Origin of the sequence: Variovorax sp. NFACC27, from assembly GCF_048301545.1 — a bacterium.
Taxonomy (GTDB): domain Bacteria; phylum Pseudomonadota; class Gammaproteobacteria; order Burkholderiales; family Burkholderiaceae_C; genus Variovorax; species Variovorax gossypii.
Genome location: NZ_CP157613.1, coordinates 3,441,450 through 3,468,176, shown reverse-complemented (window position 1 = coordinate 3,468,176; position 26,727 = coordinate 3,441,450). Strand labels below are relative to the sequence as shown.

At 68.2% G+C, this 26,727-nt stretch carries 26 protein-coding genes; 9 read left to right on the top strand and 17 right to left on the bottom strand.

What is annotated here, in order from left to right; genetic code table 11:
• Positions 1-8: 8 nt before the first annotated feature.
• The 5 genes from ABL840_RS16210 to ABL840_RS16190 are packed head-to-tail and all read right to left on the bottom strand — an operon-like array spanning position 9 to position 6,124.
• Positions 9-932: a DUF6999 family protein gene (locus ABL840_RS16210; RefSeq protein WP_093302575.1), complete on the bottom strand. Its 924-nt coding sequence runs from the start codon at positions 930-932 to the stop codon at positions 9-11.
• Positions 916-2,832, bottom strand: a complete 1,917-nt coding sequence (locus tag ABL840_RS16205) for a StlD/DarB family beta-ketosynthase (protein ID WP_093302572.1) — start codon at positions 2,830-2,832, stop codon at positions 916-918. The genes ABL840_RS16210 and ABL840_RS16205 overlap by 17 nt, the downstream gene beginning before the upstream one ends.
• A 3-nt stretch (positions 2,833-2,835) precedes the next feature.
• Complete coding sequence (locus ABL840_RS16200; RefSeq protein ID WP_093302570.1) at positions 2,836-3,783, bottom strand: fatty acid desaturase family protein; 948 nt, start codon at positions 3,781-3,783, stop codon at positions 2,836-2,838.
• Entirely contained in the window at positions 3,767-4,537 is a 771-nt protein-coding gene (locus ABL840_RS16195; RefSeq protein WP_093302568.1) for a sterol desaturase family protein, read from the bottom strand. The genes ABL840_RS16200 and ABL840_RS16195 overlap by 17 nt, the downstream gene beginning before the upstream one ends.
• Positions 4,538-4,546: 9 nt before the next feature.
• On the bottom strand, positions 4,547-6,124 hold the full coding sequence (locus ABL840_RS16190; RefSeq protein ID WP_093302567.1) for a phospholipase D family protein: 1,578 nt from the start codon (positions 6,122-6,124) through the stop codon (positions 4,547-4,549).
• Positions 6,125-6,285: 161 nt separating this feature from the next.
• Between ABL840_RS16190 and ABL840_RS16185 the strand changes: the two genes are divergently transcribed.
• Together ABL840_RS16185 and ABL840_RS16180 are read left to right on the top strand one after the other, a co-directional pair.
• Positions 6,286-6,837, top strand: coding sequence for a peroxiredoxin (locus ABL840_RS16185; RefSeq protein WP_093195523.1), 552 nt, complete (start codon positions 6,286-6,288; stop codon positions 6,835-6,837).
• 63 nt (positions 6,838-6,900) lie between these two features.
• Positions 6,901-8,334, top strand: a complete 1,434-nt coding sequence (locus ABL840_RS16180; RefSeq protein WP_093302565.1) for an aldehyde dehydrogenase family protein — start codon at positions 6,901-6,903, stop codon at positions 8,332-8,334.
• Between the two features lie 24 nt (positions 8,335-8,358).
• Here ABL840_RS16180 and ABL840_RS16175 read toward each other — a convergent pair whose 3' ends face one another.
• Entirely contained in the window at positions 8,359-9,282 is a 924-nt protein-coding gene (locus ABL840_RS16175) for a ZIP family metal transporter (RefSeq protein WP_093302562.1), read from the bottom strand.
• 11 nt (positions 9,283-9,293) lie between these two features.
• Complete coding sequence (locus ABL840_RS16170) at positions 9,294-9,929, bottom strand: superoxide dismutase (protein WP_093302559.1); 636 nt, start codon at positions 9,927-9,929, stop codon at positions 9,294-9,296.
• 204 nt (positions 9,930-10,133) lie between these two features.
• On the opposite strand from ABL840_RS16170, the gene ABL840_RS16165 reads away from it, so the two are divergent.
• The 5 genes from ABL840_RS16165 (at position 10,134) to glp (ending at position 15,365) form a co-directional block, all read left to right on the top strand.
• On the top strand, positions 10,134-10,823 hold the full coding sequence (locus ABL840_RS16165) for a hypothetical protein (RefSeq protein ID WP_093302556.1): 690 nt from the start codon (positions 10,134-10,136) through the stop codon (positions 10,821-10,823).
• Between the two features lie 88 nt (positions 10,824-10,911).
• Positions 10,912-12,195, top strand: coding sequence for a serine hydrolase domain-containing protein (locus ABL840_RS16160; protein ID WP_093195528.1), 1,284 nt, complete (start codon positions 10,912-10,914; stop codon positions 12,193-12,195).
• Between the two features lie 58 nt (positions 12,196-12,253).
• Complete coding sequence (gene moaA, locus ABL840_RS16155; protein WP_093195529.1) at positions 12,254-13,402, top strand: GTP 3',8-cyclase MoaA; 1,149 nt, start codon at positions 12,254-12,256, stop codon at positions 13,400-13,402.
• 14 nt (positions 13,403-13,416) lie between these two features.
• Complete coding sequence (gene mobA, locus ABL840_RS16150) at positions 13,417-14,052, top strand: molybdenum cofactor guanylyltransferase MobA (RefSeq protein WP_093195619.1); 636 nt, start codon at positions 13,417-13,419, stop codon at positions 14,050-14,052.
• Positions 14,049-15,365, top strand: coding sequence for a gephyrin-like molybdotransferase Glp (glp, locus tag ABL840_RS16145; protein ID WP_093302553.1), 1,317 nt, complete (start codon positions 14,049-14,051; stop codon positions 15,363-15,365). Before mobA ends, glp begins: the two co-directional genes overlap by 4 nt.
• 130 nt (positions 15,366-15,495) lie before the next feature.
• On the opposite strand, the gene rnhA is transcribed toward glp, so the two are convergent.
• Both rnhA and ABL840_RS16135 read right to left on the bottom strand, forming a co-directional pair.
• Complete coding sequence (gene rnhA / locus ABL840_RS16140) at positions 15,496-15,945, bottom strand: ribonuclease HI (protein ID WP_093302551.1); 450 nt, start codon at positions 15,943-15,945, stop codon at positions 15,496-15,498.
• 45 nt (positions 15,946-15,990) lie between these two features.
• The gene (locus ABL840_RS16135; protein WP_093195532.1) at positions 15,991-16,743 is read right to left on the bottom strand and encodes a class I SAM-dependent methyltransferase; all 753 of its coding nucleotides are present in this window, start codon (positions 16,741-16,743) and stop codon (positions 15,991-15,993) included.
• A 19-nt stretch (positions 16,744-16,762) separates the two neighbouring features.
• Here ABL840_RS16135 and gloB point away from each other — a divergent pair, with 19 nt between their 5' ends.
• Together gloB and ABL840_RS16125 are read left to right on the top strand one after the other, a co-directional pair.
• Positions 16,763-17,551, top strand: coding sequence for a hydroxyacylglutathione hydrolase (gene gloB / locus ABL840_RS16130; protein ID WP_093302548.1), 789 nt, complete (start codon positions 16,763-16,765; stop codon positions 17,549-17,551).
• Entirely contained in the window at positions 17,548-19,173 is a 1,626-nt protein-coding gene (locus tag ABL840_RS16125) for a transglycosylase SLT domain-containing protein (RefSeq protein ID WP_093302546.1), read from the top strand. Before gloB ends, ABL840_RS16125 begins: the two co-directional genes overlap by 4 nt.
• Positions 19,174-19,215: 42 nt before the next feature.
• Here ABL840_RS16125 and ABL840_RS16120 read toward each other — a convergent pair whose 3' ends face one another.
• The 8 genes from ABL840_RS16120 to dnaX all read right to left on the bottom strand — a co-directional run bounded on the left by ABL840_RS16120 (position 19,216) and on the right by dnaX (position 26,718).
• Positions 19,216-20,403 (bottom strand): low temperature requirement protein A, encoded by a 1,188-nt coding sequence (locus tag ABL840_RS16120; RefSeq protein WP_093302543.1) that lies wholly within the window; start codon positions 20,401-20,403, stop codon positions 19,216-19,218.
• Between the two features lie 68 nt (positions 20,404-20,471).
• Positions 20,472-21,308 carry an ABC transporter permease gene (locus ABL840_RS16115; RefSeq protein WP_093195536.1) on the bottom strand — a complete coding sequence of 279 codons (837 nt, stop codon included), beginning with the start codon at positions 21,306-21,308 and terminating at the stop codon, positions 20,472-20,474.
• Positions 21,308-22,123 (bottom strand): ABC transporter ATP-binding protein, encoded by an 816-nt coding sequence (locus ABL840_RS16110; protein WP_093195537.1) that lies wholly within the window; start codon positions 22,121-22,123, stop codon positions 21,308-21,310. The genes ABL840_RS16115 and ABL840_RS16110 overlap by 1 nt, the downstream gene beginning before the upstream one ends.
• 44 nt (positions 22,124-22,167) lie before the next feature.
• Positions 22,168-23,208 (bottom strand): ABC transporter substrate-binding protein, encoded by a 1,041-nt coding sequence (locus tag ABL840_RS16105; RefSeq protein ID WP_093195538.1) that lies wholly within the window; start codon positions 23,206-23,208, stop codon positions 22,168-22,170.
• Positions 23,209-23,346: 138 nt separating this feature from the next.
• On the bottom strand, positions 23,347-23,739 hold the full coding sequence (locus tag ABL840_RS16100; RefSeq protein WP_093302541.1) for an MAPEG family protein: 393 nt from the start codon (positions 23,737-23,739) through the stop codon (positions 23,347-23,349).
• Between the two features lie 8 nt (positions 23,740-23,747).
• Complete coding sequence (gene recR, locus ABL840_RS16095; protein ID WP_093195540.1) at positions 23,748-24,338, bottom strand: recombination mediator RecR; 591 nt, start codon at positions 24,336-24,338, stop codon at positions 23,748-23,750.
• Positions 24,339-24,453: 115 nt separating this feature from the next.
• Positions 24,454-24,786 (bottom strand): YbaB/EbfC family nucleoid-associated protein, encoded by a 333-nt coding sequence (locus tag ABL840_RS16090; protein WP_012747441.1) that lies wholly within the window; start codon positions 24,784-24,786, stop codon positions 24,454-24,456.
• 57 nt (positions 24,787-24,843) lie between these two features.
• On the bottom strand, positions 24,844-26,718 hold the full coding sequence (dnaX, locus tag ABL840_RS16085; protein ID WP_093302538.1) for a DNA polymerase III subunit gamma/tau: 1,875 nt from the start codon (positions 26,716-26,718) through the stop codon (positions 24,844-24,846).
• Between the last annotated feature and the right edge of the window lie 9 nt (positions 26,719-26,727).

Sequence of the window (26,727 nt, the reverse complement as noted above, 5' to 3'; positions counted from 1 at the left end):
GCATACGCCTATGCAAGTGGCTGCTCGTACAGGGTTGTCTCCGGCTGGCCGGCGTTTTCGGCCTTCTGGTGCGCCGCCTGCATCCGCTGCAGCAGGCTGTGAAGCATTTCGGTCGACAGCCCGTGGATCACCAGCCGGTGCCCCGCCCGCAGGGTCGACAGCGGCACCAGCGGGTGCTTGTTGTTGACCAGGATCAGGTGTTCCGGCGCGTTCAGGATCGTCGCCGCATAGATGCCGATGGTCTCGTCCAGCTGCAGGGAGTTGGCCGCGCGCCAGAAATCGTTGTCCGTGAGCATCAGCTGGTACAGCGGCGTGAAGAGCTCGATGGCGCTCTGCAGGTCCAGGAAATTCAGCCTGCCCTGAGGCATGTCCTCCAGCCGCAGCCCAGGTTCCCGGATCATCGAGAAATCGACCTTTTCGGCCTTGCACAGCGCCAGCCCCCTGTCGCGCAGCGCGGTGTTCAGCCGGATCACGAAGTTGAAGAGGTTCAGGTCGTGCTTCAGGAACATCTCGTCCTTCAGCGCGTCGATGTCGGCCGGCTCCAGCGGATTGGTGGCCACCGGCGCCGGCGAATTCCGCCCGATGAAGGCCAGGATCTGCGAGCCCAGGTGAAAGTGCCGCAGGATCAGCCAGTTGGCCTCCGGCGACACGAAGCGCTTCAGCCCCCAGGCCAGCAGCCGGTGCAGCAGGATCGAATGCGACCAGTTGCGCGGCACGAAGACCTTGGCGATCTGGATCAGGATGATCGTCAGCCGCGCGATCGGCCTCAGGAACGGCAGCAGGTACTGCCGCGAGCCCGAGCTCGAATCGGCCAGCCAGGCAGCCTTGACCTCATCGGGCAGCGGCGTGCTCTGGTCGAGGTAGAGCGCCAGCCAGGGGCTGGGGTCGCGCTCGTCGTGGGCTTGCGTCAGGAATTCAGGCGTTCGATCCATGGGGCGTTCGCTGCGTGATGTGTTGGAACTGCATCAGGTATAGCGCGGCGGTGTGTCGCGCGGTCTCGACGATCTGGCCGGCGGCGCGCGCCTGCCCTTCCACGGCCATCACCATCTCGACTGCCGTGAGCCAGCGGCTCAGGTGGTTCTCGTCGTTGTGGCCGTGGTATTCGAGGAAGCGGAAAACATCCGGCGGCAGCTTCAGACTGGCCTTGAGCAGCGGCAGCAGCGCCGGCACGATGCGCTGCCCCGTGCCCTCGATGATGTAGATCGCGCCCAGCAGGCCGATCGGATCGCGCGTTGCGGCCAGGCCGTGCAGGTAGGCATTGAGCGCCTCGCCGCCGGGGTTGCGGCGCAGCTCCTCGATGTTCTCGACCGTGCCGCCGGCCTTTCGGTAGTCGCTGAAGAGGATGTTGAAGTCGTTCTGCTCCTCGCCCGCGTGCACGCCGATCAGCGAGGCCAGCATCTGGTACGGCTCGCTCAGCGAGGCGGCGCCTTCGCGCATCCACTTGCTGCCCTCGCGCACCTGCGGCACCCATTGCTCCATCCAGTTCAGGTAGTCGGGCACGGCGAAGCGGCGCTCGCGGATCTGGCGGATCAGCGGCGTGCGCCACACGCGCGATCGGTAGTCGTGCCAGATGGCGGCCAGCTCGGTCAGCAGTGCGCCCAGGCCCTCGGGCGCGGCGTCGGGGTCGTGCGGGGGTGCGATCACGAGGTCGTCATCGGCAACCGCCGCCGCGCGCGGCGCCACCACGACGGGCGCGGCATCGACTGCCTCCACCTCGAGCAGCATGTACGCCGCCATGAAGCGCCCCGATTCCGGCACGTAGCAGAAGATCTGCTCGCCCGGCTTCAGCGACCTGGTGTGCAGGAACTCGGCCAGCATCACCAGAATGGACGCCGCCCCGGTATTGCCGCGCCACGCGAGGTTGCTCCACCAGCGCTCGCGCGGGATCGACAGGTCGGCCTTGGCCATCAGGTCCTCGACCACCGGGATGAATTTTTCCGACGAGTAGTGGCACAGGAAGTGGTCGACCCGCTTCGGATCGACCCAGCCGTCACGCACCAGCCCCGCGTATTCGTGGATGCCGATGTCGAACAGGTGCGGCAGCAGCCGGATGTCCTGCCGCAGCGACAGCGCACCCGCCGCCTCGGCCTCGGCCCACGAGCCGAAGTCGAGATGGCCGCGCGCGCGGTCCTCGGTGAGCCCCAGCTGCATGCAGACCGGATAGTCGCCCGAGAAAGCACGCTGGTGCACCCACTTCAGCTTCAGGCGCAGGCCCGGCGAGCCCGCCAGGGCCTGTGCGCCGTCGGACAGCAGCAAGGCGCCCGCGCCATCGGACAGCATCCAACGCAGGAAGTGCGAGTCGAAGTCGGTCTCGTAGCCGCGAGCCGCGAAGCGCGAACGCTTGAAGAGGCGCGACGGCATCTCGCTGGCCACCGCCATCGCCGAGCGATGCGCGCCCAGCTCGATGCCCTGCGCGGCCGTCTGGATCGCCGACACGCCCGCGGCGCAGATGCCGTGCACCGAATGCGTTTCCATGGGCTGTGCCGCCAGCTCGCCCTGGATCATGTTGGCGAAGCCCGGCATCAGCGTGTCGCCGCCTGACGAGCCGCTGGCCAGCAGCGACACCCGCGACAGCTCCGCGCCGCCGCGCTGCAGGCAGTCGCGGATCGCGCCGGCCGCCAGTTGCGCATTGGTGTGCCGGGTCACGCCTTCAGCGTCGATCGCGTAGTGCCGCGTGAGGATGCCGTTCTCCGCCAGGATGCGCCGCTTGATGCGCTCCGACATGCGGTTGAGCGGCGCGATGTACGCGTCCATGCGGTCGTTGGGAATCGGCTCGCCCGGCATGAAGTAGCCGGCGCTTTCTAGGTACACGCGTTGGAATGAGACAGGCATGGTTCAGTGAGTTGATGAATCGCGGGGCATCAGCGGGTGGCTGCGAAAACGCGGCCACACGGCCCCCAGCACGAAGACGCGCACCATGTACGGCACCAGCCCGCCCTCGTTGAGCACGGGGTCCACCTGCGCGCGGTAGTGCGCGCGATGCAGGCGGGTGAGCTCGGACCAGTGGGCATGCGGGTTCTCGTGGTGTGCGGTGTGCAGGCCGATGTTGAACAGCAACGGGTTCACCAGCCCTTCGAAATTGCGTGCGTAGTTCAAACGGCTACCCGCGGTATCGCGCGATGCCCCCGGCGCTTCCTTCCGCACGGGTTTTCGGCCGTCGGCGTGCGCGTGCTGCAGGTAGTTGGTCGCCAGCAACCAGTGCAGGCCGTGCAGCTGCGGCACGATCACGAACAGCAGCGCCTTGCGCCAGTCGATCGCCAGCAACACCGCCCAGCTCGCCAGCCACACCGCGTACTGCGCCATGCAGTAGCGCCAGGCCCCGCGGCGATGCAGCCGCAGCCGCCCGAGCCAAGCGAAGAAGAGCGGCATCAGCACCCACACGGCCTGGAACGGATGCAGCAGGTAGCCCCAGAGGTGGTTGGTGTCGCCGCCGAAGCGATAGGTGCGCGCCACGTCCTTCGGTCCGTGCCGGTGGCGATGATGGTTGGCCACGTGCGCGGGCCAGAACACGAAGGTCGGATGGCCCTGCAGCAGCGTGATCCAGAAATCGGTGAGCCTGTTCAGGCGCCTGCTGCGCCACATCCGCAGGTGCACGTGGTTGTGGTGGATCACGCCGACGCCGAGCGTCAGGAACAGCATCAGCCCGTAGAGCAGCACGTCGAAGCCGTGGAACCACTGCCACGTCGCCAGCGCGGGCAGAGCCACGAGGTAGGCGAGGCTCTGCCAGTCGCGCCAGTGACGCAGCAAAGGCAGGCGGCGGCCCGCGTCAGGCCGCGGCGCCATGCTTCTTTCGGAAAGCCTGGAGAACCGGTTCGGCCGCGTCGGCCGCAACGCGCGTGCCGAACAGCCGGTCCATGAAGGTGAACTGGAAGCCGTAGTTGCCGTTGTGCACCGCGTGGTGCAGATGGTGCCGGCGGCTAGCAGCGAACCAGTGGCTGTACGACACGCCCGTGAAGAAGTCGTAGTTCGAGTGCCCGATGCAGTTGAAGAACAGGCTGAACACCGGCACAGCCGCCAGCGACCAGAAGCTGAAGTCGTGCACCACCATCGGCAGCAGGATCACGTTGCCCAGCATCAGCGCCTCGATCGGGTGGAAGCTGTAGGTCGACCACGGCGTGGTCACGAACGAGCGATGGTGCGGTCCATGGAAGCGCCGCAGCCAGCGCGTGTGCAGCAGCCGGTGGTTGATCCAGAAATGCACGTCGTTCCAGATCGCGAGCACGATGATTTCCACCGCGATCTGCCGCCACCCCGCATCGGGATCGAGCCGCGCCCAGCCCAGCTGCAGCAGCCCCCACGGAAACACCATGCCCAGCCCGAAGATCAGCACCGACACGCCCGACTGCGTCAGCTCGCGCCGCAGCTGCCCCGGCTGCAGCGGCCGCGGATCGAGCACCCGCCCGATGCCCGCCGCCGGCAGCACGCGCTTGGTCAGCAGCCAGGTGGCGGCGCCGAAGCAGAGATAGATGCCGCCGAAGAAAAGCAGGCCCCACAGCATGACCTGCGGGGCGGACAACGAGGTGAAGGTCTGCGCCATCCCCCGAGGCTACAACAGCATTTCGGGAACGATCGGCGCGATGAGCATGTTGTAGAAGCGCTTGAAGAAGCCCGACTCCGGCTCGGTCGTCAGGATCATCTCCTTCTCGCCGTCGTTGGTGAGCCACTCCAGCGTGCCGGTGTCCTTGGCCAGCCGCAGCCGATACGAGTTCTGCAGCTTGCTGATGTTGATGACGCGAAGCATCTCGCGCGCCAACTGCGGGCTGTCGACCACCACCCCCATCTCGGTGTTCTGGCTGGCCGAGCGCGGATCGAGGTTCATCGAGCCGATGAAGATGCGCCTCTTGTCGATGGCGGCGGTCTTGGCATGCAGCCGCCCGAGCGACTTGCCGAACATGCCGAAGCGTTCGCCCGCGGTGGTTCGCTGCGGGCTCAGCTCGTACAGGTCGGCGCCGCTTTGCAGCAGCTTCTCGCGGTAGCGCGCGTAGCCGGTGTGCACCAGCGGCTCGTCGTTGGCGGCCAGCGAATTGGTCAGCAGCGTGAGCTTGACCTTGCGCCGGCCCAGGTCCTGGAAGGCCTCCATGCCGCGCTCGCCCGGCACCAGGTAGGGCGAGGTCAGGTCGACCTCGCTCTGGGCGTCGAGCAGCAGCGCCCAGACCTTCATCGTGACGCTGGTGGCGATGGCCTCATCCGCCGTCATGGTCGTGGGCTTGGTGGGCGGATCGGCGATGGCGCGCGCCTCGCCCCACAGCAGGCCCATGCGCCCGGCGTCGAGCTCCTCGGCGATGGGGCCGTAGCCCAGGATGTCGGACGGCGGCAGCACCACCTTCGGCGGCGGTGCCGCCATGCCCACCCAGCCGTCGAAGTCGGCGCCATTCGGCTTGCGACCGCCCTCGCCCGTCACGATGTCGGCGATGGGCCAGACCTGCTGGCTGTTCCAGTAGGCGTCGAAGATCGACTCGAGCTGCGGCACAACCTTGCCGACCACCAGCGCGTCCATGTCGATGAAGTTCTGCGCCTCGTTCAGCACGAAATACTCCTCGGCGATGTTGCGCCCGCCCACCACCGCCATCACGCCGTCGGCGATGAAGAGCTTGTTGTGCATGCGATGGTTGAGCCGCGGAATCTCCCAGGGCGACGCCGCGAAGCGCGACAGGAAGCCGTTGCGCCCGCAGCAGAAGGGATTGAACAGGCGCACGTCGACATTGGGCGTCTCCGACAGCGCCAGCAGCAGCTGCTGGCTCTTGACGGTGTAGAGGTCGTCCACCAGCACCCGCACCTTCACGCCGCGCATCGCCGCCTCGCGCAGCGTGCGCAGCAGCAGGCGGCCGACGGGGTCGTTCTCGAGCTGGTAGTACTGCACCACCAGCGAGCGCTGCGCCCGCTGGGCGAGCTGGAGGCGCGCGTCGAGCGAATACACGCCCAGCGGCATCAGCCGGAAGCCCGAATGCTCCTCGGGCGGCGTCGAGGCGGCGACGATCTTCGCCAGCATGGTCGAGGAATCGGCGGAGGCGGCGAACTCCGCGGGCCGCTCCCGCGCCGGCGGCAGCGAGCCGCAGGCGCCGAGCACCGCGGCCAGGGCGCCCGCAAGCGCGATGCGCAGAAAGGTTGAGAACCAGGCGTTCATGATGGTGCTTCCGTTGCTCAGTTCTTCTCTTCTTCTCATCGTGGTGTCCGACTGTCCTGTTCGTTCTCGTTCTTTACGCTGGCCGGCTTGTATCGGTTTCAAGGCTTTTCTTGCGAAGGCTCCGACCTAGAATTCGATCCACACCGCTGCGGAGTTACATCATGGCTCGTTCGCACCTCCACCGCATCGCCTGGATGGCGTTTTTTACCGCCCTTGCACATCCTGCCTGGGCCGCCCTGGACATCGGCGATCCCGTTCCCAAGTTCACCGCCAACGCCGCCCTCGGCGGCAAGACCTTCCGCTATTCGCTGGCCGACGCGCTCGCCAAGGGCCCGGTGGTGGTGTACTTCTTTCCGGCGGCCGACTCCAACGACTGCTCGATCGAGGCCCATGCCTTTGCCGAAGCCATCGACCAGTTCGCCGCGCTGGGCGCCAGCGTGATCGGCGTCTCGGCGGACGACATAGGTACCCTGTCCAGGTTCTCGGTCAAGTCCTGCCAGAGCCGCTTTCCGGTGGCCTCCGACGAGGGCAAGACCGTGATCCAGGGCTTCGACGCCCTGATGCAGACCCGGCCCGATTTCGCCAACCGCCTGTCGTACGTGATCGCGCCGGACGGCAAGGTGGCCTACTACTACCAGAACCTGAATCCGGACAAGCACGTGGAGCGCATGCTGAATGCGGTGAAGGCGCTGCCGAAAACTGCCGCCAAGTAGCGGTTGGGGTTTGTGCCGCGCGGCGGCCACGGCTTTTGCATGCTTCGCGCAAAATCCAGCCCCATGCAGCTCAACTACATCGCCAACGCGGACGTTCCGTCCTCCTCCGGCCGCACCCTGCCGGTCATCGATCCCTCCGACGGCCAGCCCTTCGACGAAATCCAGCGCAGCAACGCCGCCGACATCGACTCCGCCGTGCGCGCCGCGCGCGACTGCTTCGAGGGTGTCTGGCACAAGGTCAGCGCCGCCGACCGCGGCCGCCTGCTCTTCAAGCTCTCGCAGAAGATCGCCGAGCACGTCGACGAGCTCGCGCTGATCGAGCAGCGCGACTGCGGCAAGCCCGTCAAGCAGGCCCGCGCCGACGCCGTGGCGCTGGTGCGCTACTTCGAGTTCTACGCCGGCGCCTGCGACAAGCTGCATGGCGAGACCATTCCCTACCAGGACGGCTACAGCGTCTTCACCTGGCGCGAGCCGCACGGCGTGACCGGCCACATCATTCCCTGGAACTACCCGATGCAGATCTTCGGGCGCAGCGTGGGCGGCGCCCTGGCGGCGGGCAACGTGTGCGTGGTGAAGCCGGCGGAAGACGCCTGCCTTTCGCTGATCCGCGTGGCGCAGCTGGCGGCCGAGGTCGGCTTTCCGGCCGGCGCGCTGAACATCGTGACGGGCTACGGCCATGAAGTCGGCGACGCGCTCGCCCGGCATGCGGGCATCGACCACATCAGCTTCACCGGCAGCCCGAAGATCGGCACGCTGATCCAGCAGGTCGCGGCCGAACGGCACTGCCCCGTCACGCTGGAGCTGGGCGGCAAGAGCCCGCAGATCATCTTCGCGGACGCCGACCTGGACGCCGCCATTCCGGTGGTCATCAACGCCATCGTGCAGAACGCCGGCCAGACCTGCTCGGCCGGCTCGCGAGTGCTGATCCAGCGCGACATCTACGAACCGCTGCTCGAGCGCCTGGGCCATGCCTTCGAGGCGCTGCGCGTGGGCCCCGCGGCCATGGACCTCGATGTGGGCCCGCTGATCCGCCAGACGCAGCAGCAGCGCGTGTGGGACTTTTTGAGCGACGCGCAGCACGCCGGCATCCCGATGGTGGCGCAAGGCATCGTGGTCGAGGAAGCGCCCGAGACCGGCTTCTACCAGGCCCCCACCCTGCTGCGCGACGTGCCGGTGAACCACCGCCTCGCCCAGGAAGAAGTCTTCGGCCCCGTGCTGGCCGCGATGCAGTTCGCCGATGAAGACGAAGCCGTGGCGCTCGCCAACGCCACCCACTTCGGGCTGGTTGCCGGCGTCTGGACGGCTGACGGCGCGCGCCAGTTCCGCATGGCCAAGCGCGTGAAGAGCGGGCAGGTGTTCATCAACAACTACGGCGCCGGCGGCGGCGTCGAACTGCCCTTCGGCGGCGTGAAGTCTTCCGGCTATGGCCGCGAGAAGGGCTTCGAGGCGCTGTACGGCTTCACGACGCTCAAGACCGTCGCCGTCAAGCACGGCTGATGCCGATACGCCGCGCGGGGCGCGTCAGCCCAGCGCGGTATCGAGCAGCATCATCAGCACGAAGCCGATCATCAGCCCGCTGGTGGCGAAGGCTTCGTGCCCCTTGCGGTGCGATTCGGGAATGATCTCGTGGCTGATCACGAAGAGCATCGCGCCCGCCGCGAAGCCCAGCCCCCAGGGCAGCAGCATCGCCGAATGGCCCACCACTGCCGCGCCCAGCACTGCGCCCAGCGGCTCCACGAGTCCCGAGAGCATGCCGATCAGCACCGCGAACACGCGGCTGTAGCCGGCGGCCAGCAGCGCCACCGCGACCACCAGCCCCTCGGGCACGTCCTGGATGGCGATGCCGGTGGCCAGTGCGTCGGCGCGCAGCCCGTTGTTGGCCGCGTAGCCCACGCCGATGGCCAGGCCCTCCGGCACGTTGTGCAGTGCGATCGCGAACACGAAGAGCCAGGTGCGGCGCAGCTGCTTCGCGGCGTTGCCTTCGCGGCCCTTGATGAAGTGCTCGTGCGGCAGCACGCGGTCCAGCAGCATCAGGACGATGCCGCCGAGCAGGATGGCGGAGCCGATCACCCCACCCGCGGCCCAGCTCCCGCCGCCGAAGGTGCCCGCGTTCTTCGCGGCCTCCAGGCCCGGGATGATCAGCGAGAAGGCGCTGGCCGCGAGCATCACGCCGGCGCCGAATCCGAACAGCGTGTCCTGCAGCCGCTCCGGCAGCTTCTGCGAGAACAGCACCGGCAGCGTGCCGAGCGCCGTCGCCAGCGCGGCGACCGAGCCGCCGAGCAAGGCGTTCCACACCAGCGGATCGGATCGCACGAACTGCCAGAACTGGACGACGCCCACCAGCGCGCCCGCCGCGACGATGGCGAAGCCGATCCATTCGCGCATCGGCCGCACGGGCTTCGGCCGCCCGCCCTGCGCCACCGTGCCCTGCTGCGGCTCGTTCATGGGCTTGCTCCTCAGCCGCCGGTGGCGGCAGCGTGCCGCCGGGCCACCTCGGCCCAGTTCACGACGTTGTAGAAGGCCGCGATGTATTCGGGGCGGCGGTTCTGGTACTTGAGGTAGTACGCGTGCTCCCACACGTCGAGCCCGAGGATCGGCGTGTTGCCCGAACCGATGCCGCGCATCAGCGGGCTGTCCTGGTTGCCGCTGCTTTCCACCGCGAGCTTGCCGCCGGGGCCCACCGACAGCCACGCCCAGCCGCTGCCGAAGCGCGTGAGGGCAGCCTTGGTGAAAGCCTCCTTGAACGCATCGAAGCCGCCCAGGTCGGCGTCGATGGCGTTGGCCAGCGCTCCAGCAGGTGCACCGCCGCCGCCTTGGCCGACGGGGGCCATCACGGTCCAGAACAGGGTGTGGTTGGCGTGGCCGCCGCCGTTGTTGCGCACCGGCGCGCGCAGCGCCTCGGGCAGCTGCTCGACGCCGGCGATCAGCTCTTCGAGCGGTGTTTCCTCATGCGGCATGCCATTCAGGGCCGCGTTGAGGTTATTCACGTAGGTCTGGTGGTGCTTGCCGTGGTGGATTTCCATGGTCTGCGCGTCGATGTGGGGTTCGAGCGCATCGAAGGCATAGGGCAAGGCTGGGAGGGTGTACGGCACGGTCGGGAAGCTCCTTGATTGGAAGAGCCCTTTGCGTCGTCGACGTGCTGCGTACTCAGGCGTCCAAATGATAGGAATTCTCATTGTCTACGTCAAGACATATGAGGCATGGATGGTGCAAACCGGCCATTTCCGATGGCCGAGGAAGCTTCCTGAAACGATCGATACACTGCCCTGCAGCACGTTTCCGGGAGATCTCAAACGATGAAGCTCGCACGCATCCTTCCCCTCGTACTGCTCCTTGGCGCCGGCCTCGCCGCCGCCGAGCCCGCCACGCCGCCGGCCGGCGACTACATCTACGAAGGCGGCAGCGGCTCGCTGCGCGTCAAGCCCAACGGGCACTTCGACATCACCACCATCGGCGCCAACGCCCACACCTGCGCGCTCGACGGCGCCATCGCGCGCGGCAAGGCCAAGCTCGACGACACGGGATGCGTGCTGAGCTTCGCGTTGAATGCCGACAAGGTGCAGGTCACGACCAACGGATCGGACCAGTGCCGCGACTATTGCGGCATGCGCGCCGGCTTCGAGGGCGCCTATATCCGCCCCGCCCCCGCCTGCACCGACAAGGCCGTGGCCGGCTCGCGCAAGAGCTTCAAGCGCCAGTACGACGCGAAGGACTACGCCACGGCGCAGACCACCCTCGCCCCCGTGCTGTCGGACTGCGACAAGACCCTCGACTGGATCACCAAGGCCTGGCTGCGCAACGACCTCGCGCTCACGCAGTTCAAGCTCAACGACCGCGCCGCCTGCCTGAAGACGCTGCAGCCGCTGGCCGAGGACGCCGCCCGCACCGACGACGGCATCAAGGAAAACTACCCGCCGGCCGACGCCGAGATCTTCCTGCCCGTGGTCCGCGCCACGCGCACGAACCTGAAGCTCTGCCGCGGATAGCCCCCGAGGGGAGTTCAGCGAAGGCGGCACGCGAGACCGCCGGGCGGTTGCGGTTTTTCACCCACCACGACAAGACGGAGACGACACCATGAGATTCCTGAAGCGCAACCTGCGCGCGGCCGTGCTCGGCCTGGGCCTGGCCCTTCCCCTGCTTGCGGCGGCGCAGCAATTGCCCGCCGCGAAGCCGGAGCAGGTCGGCCTCTCGACCGAGCGCCTGCAGATGCTCACCGACGTGCTCAAGGCCGACGTGGCCGCCGGCAAGATCCCGGGCGCGGTGCTGCTGGTGGCGCGACAGGGCAAGGTGGCGTGGTTCGAGCCTGTCGGCAGGCTCGACAGCGCGGCCGGCACACCGATGCCGCGCGACGGCATCTTCCGCATCTACTCGATGAGCAAGCCCATCACCACGGTGGCCGCGATGATGCTGGTGGAAGACGGCCGCCTGAAGCTGGACGACCCGATCTCGGCCTACCTGCCCGAGTTCGCCAGCATGACAGTGGGCGTCGAGAAGCCCGGCGCCGACGGCAAGCCGGTGCTCGAGACGGTGCCCGCGCGCCGCCCGATCACCGTGCAGGACCTGATGCGCCACACCTCGGGCCTGACCTACGGCTTCTTCGGCCCGGGCCTCGTGAAGCAGGCCTACAACGCCGCCGACCTGGGCGCCGGCGACCCGACGCTGGCCGAGTTCTCCCAGCGCCTGGCCAAGCTGCCGCTGGCCTACCAGCCCGGCACGACCTGGGACTACAGCCAGTCGACCGACATCCTCGGGCGCGTGATCGAGGTGGCGTCGGGCCAGTCGCTCTACCAGTTCGAGAAAGCCCGGCTCTTCGACCCTCTCGGCATGAAGGACACCACCTACTACGTGCCCGAGCCGGCGCGCCAGCCGCGCATCGCCGAGCCGCTGCCCAACGACCGCAGCTTCGGCGTGGGCGCCGAATTCAACGACCCGCGCGTGGTGCGCAGGTACGAATCGGGCGGCGGCGGGCTGGTGTCGACCGCGAACGACTACGCGCGCTTCCTGCAGATGCTGATCAACGGCGGCTCGCTCGACGGCAAGCGCTACCTAGGCCCGCGCACCATCGCGCTGATGACCGCCGATCATTCCAACGCGGGCGCCGGCATCGTGCCCGGCCCGCTGTACCTGCCGGGACCGGGCTACGGTTTCGGCCTGGGCTTTGCCGTGCGCCGCAACGACGGCGAGGCGCCCTACCCCTCGGCCGGCGGCGAATACAACTGGGGCGGCGCGGGCGGCACCTACATGTGGGTCGACCCGAAGAACGAGATGTTCGTGGTGCTGATGCTGCAGTCGCCGAAATTCAGGACACATTACAGAACATTGACCCGGGACATGATTTATGCGGCGGTGATCAAGTAGCCTGTGTTCCACAGGCCCTTGGAGCCTGGCGCAAAATCAGGCCCCGCCCCGTGAACCCATGAAGAACAGCAGCAGCACCGTCATTCCGATCTCCAGCATCGGCCGCGCACGCCCCACGGTGGCCGTGCCGGAGGTAGCCGTGCCCGCCACGGGCATGTTGCTCGACCGCCTGGGCCGGCCGCTGACCGACCTGCGCATCAGCGTGACCGACCGCTGCAACTTCCGCTGCAGCTACTGCATGCCCAAGGACGTGTTCGACAAGGACTACAAGTACCTGCCGCACAGCGCGCTGCTGAGCTTCGAGGAAATCACACGGCTGGCCCGCCTGTTCGCCTCGCACGGCGTGCGCAAGCTCCGGCTGACCGGTGGAGAGCCGCTGCTGCGCAAGAACATCGAGGGCCTGATCGAGCAGCTCGCCGCGATCCGCACGCCCACCGGCGAGCCGCTGGCGCTGACGCTGACCACCAACGGCTCCCTGCTCGCGCGCAAGGCCGCCCGGCTGCACGCCGCCGGCCTGCAGCGCGTGACCGTCAGCCTCGACAGCCTCGACGACGCGGTGTTCCGCCAGATGAACGACGTCGACTTCCCGGTGGCCGACGTGCTGGCCGGCATCGACGCGGCGCTGGCCGCCGGACTGGGCCCCGTCAAGGTCAACATGGTGGTCAAGCGCGGCACCAACGAGCAGGAAATATTGCCGATGGCGCGCTACTTCCGCACGCACCACGGCGGCAAGGTGATCCTGCGCTTCATCGAGTACATGGACGTGGGCGCCACCAACGGCTGGCGCATGGACGAGGTGCTGCCCTCGGCCGACGTCATCACGCGCATCCATTCCGAATTCCCGCTGGTGCCGATGGGAGCCACCACGCCCGGCGAGACCGCCCGGCGCTGGGCCTATGCGGACGGCAGCGGCGAGATCGGCGTCATCAGCAGCGTCACCCAGGCCTTCTGCCACGACTGCAGCCGCGCGCGGCTCTCGACCGAAGGCAAGCTCTACCTGTGCCTCTTCGCCAGCGCCGGCCACGACCTTCGCCCGCTGCTGCGCGGCAGCGCCAGCGACGAGGACATCGCCTCTGCCATCGGCCACATCTGGCAGGGCCGTGCCGACCGCTATTCCGAATTGCGCGCCCTGCACGGTCCGGAAGGCGACGGCGGCGCCCACGACAAGGCGCCGCGCCGCGTCGAGATGAGCTACATCGGCGGATGAGGCAGGCGGCCGCCATGCCCGCGCACGCCGTCATCGCGCCCGCCGACATCACGGGATTGCTGCTGGCCGGCGGACGCGGTTCGCGCATGGGCGGCATCGACAAAGGGCTCCAGCCCTTCAACGGGGAACCGCTGGCGCTGCATGCGATGCGGCGGCTGGCGCCGCAGGTCGGCCCGCTCATGGTCAATGCCAACCGCAACCTGGCCGAATACGAGGCCCTCGGCGTGCCGGTGTGGCCCGACAGCCTCCCGGACTACCCGGGCCCGCTGGCGGGCTTCCTGGCCGGGCTGGAGCACTGCTCCACGCCATGGCTGCTGACCGTGCCCTGCGACACGCCCCTGTTCCCGTCCGACCTCGCCGCCCGGCTCGCCGAAGCCGCGATCGCCGGCCAGGCCGACATCGCCATGGCCCTCGCCCCCGAGGCCACCGAAGACGGGCCGGCGCTGCGGCCCCAACCCGTCTTCTGCCTGCTGCGCGCCGAACTGCGCGACAGCCTGCTTCGCTACACCGCCGCCGGCGGCCGCAAGGTCCATGCATGGATCTCGCAGCACCGCGCGGTGCACGTGCCCTTCGACCGTCCCGGCGACGCGCCCGACGCCTTCTTCAACGCCAATACCCTGGCCGAACTGCACGCCCTCGAAAACCGATGAGCCGCATTGCCGACATCGCCTCTTCAGCCCTCGCGGGCCACGACGGCGCCGCCGACCTGAGCGTCGAGGCGGTCCACGCCTTTCTTTCCCAGCTGACGGCCACTGCCGTCGTCACCCAGCGCGAGAGCATCTCGCTGTTCGACGCCCTCGGCCGCGTGCTGGCCGAGGACATCGTCTCGCCCGTCAGCGTTCCGCCGCACGACAACTCCGCCATGGACGGCTACGCCTTCGACGGCGCAGTGCTGCCCGACAACGCCCCCATCGACGCCTCCGTCGCGCTGCGCGTGGCAGGCACGGCGCTGGCCGGGGCAGCCTGGCGCGGCACTCTCGGGCCTGGCGACGCAGTGCGCATCATGACCGGCGCGATGATGCCGGCGGGCCTCGACACCGTCATTCCGCAGGAGTTCTGCAAGGTCGACGGCGACCGCGTGTGCTTTCCCGCCAGGGTGCTGCGCCGCGGCGACAACCGCCGCTTTGCCGGCGAAGACCTCATGAAGGGTCAGCCCGCGCTACGCAAGGGCGAGCGCCTGTCGCCCGCCGCGCTCGGCATGGTCGCCAGCCTGGGCCTGCCCGGCGTGCCCGTGCTGCGACGGCTGCGGGTGGCCTGCTTCTCGACCGGCGACGAGATCCTGAGCCTGGGCGAAGCGCCACGCGAAGGCGCGGTGTACGACAGCAACCGCTACACCGTCTTCGGCCTGCTCGCCCGGCTGGGCTGCGAGGTCGTCGATCTCGGCCTGGTGCGCGACGACCCGGCAGCGCTCGCCGCCACGCTGCAGCGTGCCGCGCGCGAGGCCGACGCCATCATCACCAGCGGCGGCGTGAGCGCGGGCGCGGCCGACCACACGCGCGACGTGATGCAGAAGCTGGGCGACATGGCCTTCTGGCGCGTGGCGATGCGTCCGGGGCGTCCGCTGGCGGTGGGGCTGATCCCGCGCGAAGCCTCTTCGCAGCCTGCCGTACTGTTCGGCCTGCCGGGCAATCCGGTGGCCGTGATGGTGACGTTCCTGGCCTTCGTGCGACCCGCCCTGCTGCGCATGATGGGCTGCCATGAAGCGGCGGCCGCACCACCGCCGCTGCTGCGCGCGCGCACCACGGGCCCGATCCGCAAGAAGCCGGGCCGCACCGAATATCAACGCGGTTTCGTGAAGACCGTGCCCGGCGCGCTGCCGGAGGTCTGCGTAGCGGCCAACCAGGGATCGGGCGTGCTCAGCTCGATGCTGGAAGCCAACGGGCTCGTGGTGCTGCGCCACGACCAGGGCAGCGTGGGCCCCGGCGAGGAAGTGGACGTGATGATGTTCGACGGGAACATCTAGCACTCCCCCAGGCTTCGCGCACTTCGTGTCGCTTCGCCAACCCCCTCGCCGGGGGCGACACCTGAGGCCCGGCGGAGCCGGTTCCTCGGTGTCCTCGGACGAGGCCTCGCATCAACGGGGCCCGGGCTACCTAGATTCGGCCCAGGGCCTTGTCCACGCCCTTGTTGGCCAGCATGTCGGCGCGCTCATTGCCCGGGTCGCCCGAGTGGCCCTTGACCCAGCGCCATTCGATCTGGTGGCCGCCTTCGCTCACCAGCTTGTCGAGCCGCTTCCAGAGCTCGACGTTCTTCACCGGCTCCTTGCTGGCGGTGACCCAGCCTTTGGCCTTCCAGCCGCGGATCCATTCGGTGATGCCCTTGCGCACGTACTGGCTGTCGAGGTAGAGCAGCACCTTGCAGGGCCGCTTGAGGGCGGCGAGGCCCTCGATGACCGCGGTCAGCTCCATGCGGTTGTTGGTGGTGTTGAGTTCACCGCCGAACAGGTCCTTCTCGGTGGCGCCCGACTTGAGCCACGCGCCCCAGCCGCCGGGGCCGGGATTGCCCTTGCAGGCGCCATCGGTGTAGATCACGACTTCGTTCAAACCAGCTTTTCCTTTTTCTTCATCTCTATCGATTCAATTTCAATTTCAGTTCTTGTTGGGCTCGCCGCTGCGGTGCACCTTGCCCGCGATGGGCACGGGCGCCGTGGCCCGGGCTCCGGCACGGCGCCAGTCGGCGCTCAGCATGCGCATGCCGCGCACCCGCTTCACCGCGACCAGGAAGTAGGCCGCACCGAAGATGGGCCACCAGCGCTCGCCGGCGGCATCCATCCAGCGCGAGCGCTCCAGCCAGGCCTCGCTGCGCACCGCCGGCCGGTAGATGCCGAAGCGGCCCGACTCCACCTCGAAGCTCAGCAGGCGCAGCCAGTCGCGCATGCGCCAGTAGCCGATGAACTCCCCGCCTTCGGGCAGGTAGAGGTCGCCGATGCCGAGCCGGCGATAGATGTGCGCGCGGCGCTGCCGCATGCCCCAGAGGCTGGTCGGGTTGAGCCCGCAGATCACCACGCGGCCCTCGGGCACCAGCACCCGCTCGACTTCGCGCAGGGTGGCGTGCGGATCGGGACTCAGCTCGAGCGCATGCGGCAACACCACCAGGTCGAGGCTGTTGGCCGCGAACGGCAGTGCCGCGAAGTCGGCCAGCAGCGTCGCCTTGCCGGCGCGGGCGGGATCGTCCAGCGCCAGCCAGCGGTGCGGCATGCGGTTGGCGCGCAGGCCGTCGACCTCCGCGGCGCCCAGCTGCAACGCGTGATAGCCGAACACGTCGGCCACCGCCTGATCGAACTGGGCCTGCTCCCAAGCCAGCAGGTACCGCCCCGGGGGGGTCGCGAACCAATCCTGCAAACCTATAATTTGACCGCTCATGACCCTTGTTCCGCTGCCCGCCTTCGCTGACAACTACATCTGGATGCTGCACGACGGGTCCCACGCCATCGTGGTGGATCCGGGCGATGCCCAACCGGTGTTCGACGCGCTGGCGCGCCACAAGCTGCAACTGGCCGCGATTCTAGTCACGCACCATCACCCCGATCACACGGGCGGCGTGGCCGCGCTGCATGCTGCCACCGGCGCGCAGGTGTGGGGCCCCGCCCGCGAGCGCATCCCCGAGCCCTTCACGCCGCTTGCGCAGGGCGACATCGCCGAGGTGCTGGGCCTGCGCTTCGAGGTCATCGACGTGCCGGGCCATACGGCGGGGCACATCGCGTACTTCCTGCCCGCCGCGCAAACCGCACCCGCCGACACTCCGCTGCTCTTCTGCGGCGACACGCTCTTCTCCGGCGGCTGCGGGCGCGTCTTCGAAGGCACGCCCGCACAGATGCTGGCCTCGCTCGACGCGCTGGCCGCATTGCCCGGCGACACGCGCATCTGCTGCGCGCATGAATACACACTTTCTAACCTGCGTTTCGCGCAGGCGGTGGAACCGGCCAACGCCGAGCTGACTCACTACAACGCGCGCTGCGAAAGCCTGCGCGCGCAGGGGCAGCCCACGCTGCCGTCCCAACTGGCGATCGAACGCCAGGTCAACCCCTTTCTTCGCAGCCGCGAAGCCACTGTCCTTCGAGCGGTGCGTGCCCACGCCGAGCTTGCTGCCGATGCGGCAGAGGCCGACGTGTTCGCCGCACTGCGCCAATGGAAAAACGACTTCCGATGAAACTGATCGCTGCCACCTGCATTGCAGGTTCACTGGTGCTCGCGGGCTGCGCGGGCACGAACAACAGCTCCTCTCCCTCCTCTTCTTCCCCCTCCTCGTCGTCGCAGGCCGGCGGCACCGGCTCCAAGGTCGCCGGCAGCGCGGCCCCCGTCTATCCTCGCGACGCACTCTCCCCACTTGCCAGCGGCCAGGCCCGTTCGCAGAGCGTCGTCACGCTCGCGCCGCCGGTCGACATGTGGGACCGCATCCGCCGCGGCTTCAAGATGCCGGACCTCGACAACGACCTGGTGCGCGACCGCGAGCAGTGGTACGCCAGCAGGCCCGACTACATCCAGCGCATGACGGAGCGCTCGAACAAGTACATCTTCCACATCGTCGAGGAGCTCGAGCGTCGCAACATGCCGACCGAGCTCGCGCTGCTTCCCTACATCGAGAGCGCGTTCAACCCACAGGCCATCTCCAGCGCGCGCGCAGCGGGCATGTGGCAGTTCATGCCGGCCACCGGCAACGACTTCGACCTGAAGCAGAACATCTTCCGCGACGACCGCCGCGACGTGGTGGCCTCCACCCGCGCCGCGCTCGACTACCTGCAGAAGCTCTACGGCATGTTCGGCGACTGGCAGCTCGCCCTGGCCGCCTACAACTGGGGTGAAGGCAGCGTGAGCCGCGCCATCGCCAAGAACCAGCGACTGGGCCTGCCCACCACCTACAGCGACCTCACCATGCCCGCCGAGACGCGCATGTACGTGCCCAAGCTGCAGGCGGTGAAGAACATCGTGGCGAATCCGCAGGCCTTCAACACCGAGCTGCCGCTGATCGCCAACCACCCGTACTTCCAGACCGTGACGCTCACGCGCGACCTCGACGTGGAGCTCGCGGCCAAGCTGGCCGACGTGCGCCTCGAGGACTTCCGCGCGCTGAACCCGGCCGCCCACAAGCCGGTGCTGATCGCCGCCGGCACGCCGCAGATCCTGCTGCCCTGGGACAACGCAGCCGTGTTCCAGCGCAACTTCGACGCCTACTCGCAGGGCCAGTACGCCAGCTGGACCGCCTGGGTCGTGCCCAACACCATGACGGTGGCCGACGCCGCCCAGCGCTCGGGCATGAGCGAGAACGACCTGCGCTCCATCAACAACATCCCGCCGCGGATGCTCATCAAGACCGGCTCGACGCTGATCGTGCCGCGCGGTGCCCGCGTGAAGGAAGACGTGGCAGCCGTGGTGGCCGACGGCGGCCACCTGAGCTTCCAGCCCGAGATCGTCACGCGCCGCACGACCGTGAAGGCCGGCCGCGCCGACAGCGTCGCGAGCATCGCGCGCCGCTACAACCTCAAGCCCGCCAGCGTGGCCGAGTGGAACGACGTGAAGCCGAACCACGCGTTCAAGCGCGGCTACAGCGTGGTGGTGTACCTGCCCGTGCGCGCGACGGTCGCTGCCCGCGCCGGCACCGGCATCCGCGCCACTTCGCATGCCGCGGCGCCAACTCCCGCCCGCCGTGGCGGCGCGCCTTCGAAGGCAGCCGCTCCGCGCGGCGCCGGCAGCGTCGTCAAGGTGCCTGCCAGCAGCAAGCAGCAGGTCGTGCGCGAGAAGCGCGGCGGCACGCCCTCCAAGAAGAAGCGCTGAAGCGCTGAAAAACCGCGAACGAACGAGCGCGCGAACGAAGGGTCAGTGAGCCTTCGCCGCCTGCTGTGCCCTTCTGCGCACCACCGCCTCCATCGCGGCGACGCCGATCATGATGACGGTGGTGAGCGTTCCCACCACCAGCACCGTCATGTGCGACGCGAAGACCGCAAGCACGGCCAGAAAGCCCAGTCCGAAGAGATGCGACTGCGGCAGGAAGCCGCGCACCACGCGCTTGAATAGCGCATTGCCGAACAGGTAGATCGCCGGCCCGCCGATCAGCGCCCCCAGGTACTTGAGCTCGGCGTGGTGCGAGCCCTCGCCGATCGTCAGCTCGTCCGCCACGGCGCAGACGATGATGCCCGCCACCAGGATCACGTGCGTGTAGTGGAACTTGGCACCGATGCCGCCCGGGTCCTTCGCATGCTCGATGACGTGCGTCGCCTCCTTGGCGCTGGTGTCGAAGTACATCCACCACATCGCCAGGCTGCCCGCGAAGCCCACCATCAGTGCGAACAGGTCGATGCCGTGCCACTCGGGGTGGTGGCCGAAGGCGATGCCGGTGGCCAGCACCGACTCGCCCAGCGCGACGATCACGAAGAGCTGGCAGCGCTCGGCGAGGTGGCCGCCGTCGATGGTCCAGTCGCTGGTCAGCGAGCGGCCCAGGCCCGGAAAGCGCAAGCCGATCATCGGCGCGATGTATTCGCACAGCACGCCGCCGAGCCACAGCACGAGGCGCGTCTGCCCCTCGGCCAGGCCGCCGGCGATCCAGAACACCCCGGCCACGCAGTTCCACGCCAGCAGGCGACGGAAGTTGGGCGTGAGCGGATCGTTCGGCCCGATGGCGATCAGCATGCACAGCGTGCGCCCCGCCTGGATGCCCACGAAGCAGAGCGCGAACACCAGTCCGCGCTCGGCGAAGGCGCCGGGCAGCGCCGAGGCCATCACCATCGCCAGCAGCATGATCGCGAACAGCACGCCGCGTATGCGCAGCGTGCCGGGGTTGAACCAGTTGGTGGTCCAGGCCGTGTACTGCCAGCCCAGCCAGACGGCGAACCACATGACCAGCGTCTGCAGCGCCCCGAGGAGCGTGAGGTGGTCGAGCAGGTAGTGGGAAAGCTGCGTGACGGAGAACGCGTAGACCAGGTCGAAGAAAAGCTCTTCGTTCGAGACCCGTGCCGCCTCGCTGCGCGAGCGCAGGGTCGTGGCCCGCCTGTTGTTGTCGTGGCTCATTGTTCGTTTACCCCCAAGAATCGTTGCGGCGCCCTACCGAGCCGCGCGCGATCATCGCACGGGCAACGCTAGAGCTTCTCGGTCTCGCCGGTCTTGGGTTGCCACTTCATGAGGCGCCGCTCGATGACCCCGACGATCCCGTCCAGCGCCAGCGCGAAGGCCGTGAGCACCACGATGCCCGCGAACACCGTGTTGACGTCGAAGGTGCCTTCGGCCTGCAGGATCAGGTAGCCCACGCCGCGTGCCGAGCCCAGGTACTCGCCCACCACCGCCCCCACGAAGGCCAGCCCCACCGACGTGTGCAGGCTGGAGAACACCCAGCTCGTCGCGCTCGGCAGGTACACCGTGCGTAGCAGCTGCCGCTGGTTGGCGCCCAGCATCTTCGCGTTGGCCAGCACCACCGGGCTCACCTCGCGCACGCCCTGGTAGACGTTGAAGAACACGATGAAGAACACCAGCGTCACGGCCAGCGCCACCTTGCTCCAGATGCCCAGGCCGAACCACAGCGCGAAGATGGGCGCGAGGATCACGCGCGGCATCGAGTTGGCGGCCTTGATGTACGGATCGAGGATCAGGCTCGCCGTGGGCGCGAGCGCCAGCCACAGCCCGCAGGCCAGCCCGAGCACGGTGCCGATGCCGAAGGCCAGCACCGTCTCGAGCAGCGTGGTGCCCAGGTGCTGGTAGATGTCGGCGTTGCCCTTCAGCCCTTCGGGGAAGAGCGCGTTGGCCGGAATCTCGAACGGCAGGAACCAGCTCCAGATGCGGCCCGCCACCTGGATCGGCTCGCCGAGGAAGAAGGCGATCTGCTGGTTGCGCGAGGCGATGTGCCACGCCACGAGGATCACCACCAGCAGCGCCAGCTGCCAGAAGCGCGCGTTGCGTTCGTTCAGGCCGAGCCGTGCCATCACGCGGCCTTCCTGAGTTGTTGCGCGTAGCCCTTGAGCACCTCGTCGCGCAGCACTTCCCAGATCTGGGTGTGCAGCTCGACGAAGCGCGGCTGCGTGCGCACCTCGGCCACGTCGCGCGGGCGCGGCAGGTCGATGGCGAATTCGCCGATGGGATGCGTGGCCGGCCCGGCCGACAGCACCACCACGCGGTCGCTCATCGCAATGGCTTCGTCAAGGTCGTGCGTGATGAAGAGCACCGCCTTCTTCTTCGCGCTCCAGAGCTCGAGCACCTCGTTCTCCATCAGCTGGCGCGTCTGTATGTCGAGCGCGCTGAAGGGCTCGTCCATGAGGATGATGTCGGGGTCGAGCACCAGGGTCTGCGCCAGCGCCACGCGCTTGCGCATGCCGCCCGAGAGCTGGTGCGGATAGCGGTCTCCGAAGCCCGAGAGGCCCACGCGCGAGAGCCATGCCTCGGCCTGCTCGCGGGCCTGCGCCTCGGGCACGCCCCGGTACTGCAGGCCCACCATCACGTTGTCGATGGCGCTGCGCCATGGCATCAGCGCCTCGGTCTGGAACATGTAGCCGGCGCGCGCATTGATGCCCGAGAGCGTCTGCCCGAAGACCTTCACCGTGCCCGACGAAGGCTCCAGCAGGCCCGCGCCCACGTTCAGCAGCGTCGACTTGCCGCAGCCCGTGGGCCCGACCACCGAGACGAATTCACCCGCCTTCACCCGCAGCGTGGTGTCGGCCACCGCCGTGTAGCGCTGGCCGGGGTCGTCCTTCGAGAGAAAGGTGCAGCTGATGGAGAGGAGTTCGAGTGCGTGGTCGGACATGGCATAAAAAACCCGGCCTGAGCCGGGTCGCGGGACGTTCGGAATCAGGCTTTGAACCTGTCTTTCGCGCGCCTTGCAAAATCGTTGGTGTAGGTCTTCGCGAGGTCGATCTTCTCGGCCTTCACGGAGGTGTCGAAGCTCGAGATGGCGTTGAGCGCCGTCTTCGGGCCGTCGGCGGGTATCAGGCCGTCGGTGGCGATCGACTCGCGCACCTTGTCGAACGACGCGAGATACAGCGCGCGGTCGCCGAGCAGGTAGGTCTCGGGCACCGTCTTGATGATGTCGCCCGGCCCCGCCGTCTGCAGCCACTTCAGGCCGTGCACGATGGCGTTCGCCAGCGCCTGGCAGGTGTTGGGATTCTTCTGGATGAACTCGCTCGACGCATAGAGGCACGCCGCCGGCATCGTGCCGCCGAACACCTGCTGCGTGCCCTTGAGCGTGCGCGTGTCGCTGATGATCTTCACGTCGCCCTTCTGCTCCAGCATCGTCATCACCGGGTCGGTGTTGCTGATGGCATCGATCTGGCCCGAGCGCAGCGCGGTGAGCGCGCCCGCGGCCACGCCTACGCCGATGAAGCTCACGTCGCTGGCCTTGAGCCCGCCGCGCGACAGCACGAGGTTGGCCACCATGTTGGTCGACGAGCCCGGCGCGGAGACGCCGATCTTCTTCCCCTTGAGATCCTGGATGCCGGTGTAGCCGGCCATGTTCTTGGTCGACACGCCCACCGCGATCTGCGGCGCCCTGCCCTGCAAGACGAAGGCCTGGAAGAACTGGTTCTTGGCCTGCAGGTTGATGGTGTGTTCGTAAGCGCCAGAGCAAACGTCGGCCGAGCCGCCGACCACCGCCTGCAGGGCGCGCGCGCCGCCGGCGAAATCGGAGATCTCCACGTCGAGCCCTTCGGCCTTGAAGTAGCCGAGCTGCTCCGAGATGGTGAGCGGCAGGTAGTAGAACGCCGCCTTGCCGCCGACCGCGATGGAGACCTTGGTCTTCTCCAGCTTCGCCTGCTGCGCAAAGACACGCGGCAACGCAATGGTTGCTGCGGCAATGGCGGCTGAAGCTGAAACGAATGTGCGGCGATGAAGCATGAAACCTTGCCCGTTGGCTCTGTGATTCGTAAGGACTGAATCGAGCTTAGGGGCCGCAACACGCGACTGCATCGGGGTGTTCCCGTGCGGGTTTTCACGTAAGCATGAAGGCCTCGCCGAGAAGCCTTCGCCAAGGCTTCATCGAGCCAGAAAAAGTATCGCGATATTGACCAGGAACGCGAGTGCCCAGACAGCGCTGCGAGCACTGCCGATGCCCCTGATGTAGAGCGCGAGATAGATCGTGCGCAGCACCACGTAGGCCACCGCGAGCATGTCGAGGCCCGCCTGCGCCGCGCCGAGCTGGTGCGCGATGATCACTGCGCCGATGAAGAACGGCAGCCCTTCGAAGCTGTTGGCCTGCGCGCTGTTGGCGCGTGCACGCCAGCCGCTCTGCTTGGAGGCCCATTCGCGCGGATGCAGGTTGTCGCGCGGACCGAAGCTGCCCGCCTTGGCGATCCATGCCGCCAGATACGGCAGTACGCAGGCGACGAGCACGCACCAGTAGGCGATCGTGAGCAGCGAGAGAGTCATGGTTCTATCTATCTGCGGTCCACGAGGGCGTGCGCGATGGTGCCGAGATCGACGTATTCGAGCTCGCTGCCCGCCGGCACGCCGCGCGCGAGTCGCGTTACGGTGAGGCCGTGTTGCTTCAACGCTTCGCCGATCACGTGCGCCGTGGCCTCGCCCTCGGCCGTGAAGTTGGTGGCGAGGATCACTTCGCTCACCGTGCCGTCGCGCGCGCGATCGAAGAGCTTCTGCAGGCCGATGTCCTTCGGGCCGATGCCGTCGAGCGGACTGAGCTTGCCCATCAGCACGAAGTAGTAGCCGCGGAACGCGCCGGTGCGCTCGAGCGCGGCCTGGTCGGCGGGCGTCTCGACCACGCAGAGCTTGCTGGCGTCGCGCCGCGTGTCGAGGCAGACGTGGCAGATCGGCGCTTCGGTGAAGGTGTTGCAGCGCTCGCAATGCCGCACCTGGCCGGCCGCCTGCTGCAATGCGCGCGCAAGCAGCTGCGCGCCCTCACGGTCGTGCTGCAGCAGATGGAACGCCATGCGCGAAGCCGACTTGACGCCAACCCCGGGCAGGCGGCGCAGCGCATCGACCAATGCATCCAGCGAACTGGCGTCTGCCATGTCAAGCTGCCCCTTCGCGGGAACACCGCGGAACCGGCTTCGCCGGGCCGCTGGTGTTGCCCCCGGCGAGGGGGGTGGCGGCCACACGAAGTGGGCAAGCCTGGGGGAGAGTCATTTAAAACGGCAGCTTCATGCCGGGCGGCAGGCCGGGCATGCCGGCAGTGAGCTTGCCCATCTTCTGCTCGCTGGTTTCCTCGGCCTTGCGCACGGCGGCGTTGAAGGCTGCGGCCACCAGGTCTTCGAGCATGTCCTTGTCGTCCGCCAGCAGGCTGGGGTCGATGGTGATGCGCTTGACGTCGTGCTTGCAGGTCATGACGACCTTGACGAGGCCGGCGCCGGATTCGCCTTCGACCTCGATGGTGGCCAGTTCTTCCTGGGCCTTCTTGAGGTTGTCCTGCATTGCCTGCGCCTGCTTCATGAGGCCGGCCAGTTGTCCTTTGTTGAACATCTTTGATCCTGATCTGTCGGGTTGGAAAAGTGGGTGAAGGATACGGGAGACGCGGACTCAGGCCGGCTTCAGCGTGCCGGGGACGATCTTCGCGTCGAAGTCGCGCATCAGCGCCTGCACTTCGGGGTCGCTCATGATGGCCTCCTCGGCCACGCGCTGGCGTTCGTCGGCCGCCTGCTTGTTGCGGCGCGCGGGGCTGTCGACCACGGCGCCGACCTCGATGGCGAGCTTGATCTCGTGGCCCAGGCCGTTCAGCGCCGCGGTGAGCTTTTCGCGGCTGGACGGCTGGCTCAGCGTCTCGCGCTCGATGCGCAGCAGCCACTGGTCGGTGTCGCGGCCCACCAGCTGCGACTGCAGTGCGAGCTCGCGAGTCAGGGCGCTGATGGCCTCGGCCGCGATCAGCTGCGTGACCGTGGCGTACCAGAAATCGCCATCCTCGCTGGTCGGGATGGGCGTGAAGGTGCTTCGCGGCTCGTCGGGGCGCGGGATGTCGCGGGCACTCGGCGGGGGCTGGACCCGGATGGGCACGCCGACGACCTTGGCGGGCGCCTCGGCGGCGTCGGGGCGGGGCTCGGCCTGCCGGGGTTCGTCGACCACGGCGAGGCGATGGCCGGCCGGAACCGGTGCAGCGGCCTGGACGACAGCAGGCGCGGGGGCCGGAGCGGGAGCCTGTGCAACCGCCGCAGGCGCTTCGACCGGCGGGCGGGCCACCGACGCGGGAGCCGGAGCGGGCGACACGACACGCGCCGGAGCCTGCGGCGCGGCGGCCGCGGCTTCATTCAGAGTTTTTTTTTCCGGGGATGCCGTCGAAGCGGTCGCGCTGGAAGGCTTGAAGGCCAGAAGCCGCAGCAGCACCATGGTCAGCGCGGCGTATTCGTCGGGAGCCAGGCCCAGTTCGCCGCGCCCATGCAGGCACAGGCTGTACAGCAGCTGCGTTTCGTCGGCCGGCATCAGCGCGGCAAGGCGCGCGGTGTCGGCCGCATCGGGGTCGGTGGCCGCATCTGCCGCTTCCGCCCGCGAGGGCACTGCCTGCAGCACCGCCATGGCCTGCAGCACGGCCGTCATTTCCTCGAGCGTGGAGGCGGCGGACATGCCGTCGACGCGCAGCGCCTCGGAAGTCTCGACCACCGTCTTGCCGTCGCCCTGGGCCAGCGCCTCGATCAGGCGGAACACATGGCCGCGGTCGACGCTGCCGAGCATCTGCCGCACGCCGGATTCGACCAGCTCGCCGTTGCCGAATGCGATGGCCTGGTCGGTGAGCGAGAGCGCATCGCGCATCGAGCCGCGCGCCGCGCGCGCCAGCAGGCGCAGCGCCTGTGGATCGGCCGGCACGTTCTCGGTCTGCAGCACGGCGGTGAGGTGCTCCAGCACCGTCTCGGGCGCCATCGGCCGCAGGTTGAACTGCAGGCAGCGCGACAGCACCGTGACCGGCACCTTCTGCGGATCGGTCGTGGCCAGCACGAACTTGAGGTATTCGGGCGGCTCCTCGAGCGTCTTCAGCATCGCGTTGAACGCGGTGTTGGTGAGCATGTGCACTTCGTCGATCATGAAGACCTTGAAGCGCCCCTGCACCGGCTTGTAGACCGCCTGCTCGAGCAGCGACTGGACTTCGTCAACGCCACGGTTGGAGGCCGCGTCGAGCTCGGTGTAGTCGACGAAGCGGCCGGCGTCGATGTCGCGGCAGGCCTGGCACACGCCGCAGGGCGTGGCGGTGATGCCGCCCTGCCCGTCCGGCCCCTGGCAGTTGAGCGATTTCGCAAGAATGCGCGAGACCGTGGTCTTGCCGACACCCCGGGTGCCGGTGAAGAGATAGGCGTGATGCAGGCGCTGCGTGGTCAGCGCGTTCTCGAGCGCCTGCACCACATGCCCCTGGCCGACCATCTCACCGAAGGTTTTCGGGCGGAACTTGCGAGCGAGCACGAGATAAGACATTGCGGGCAT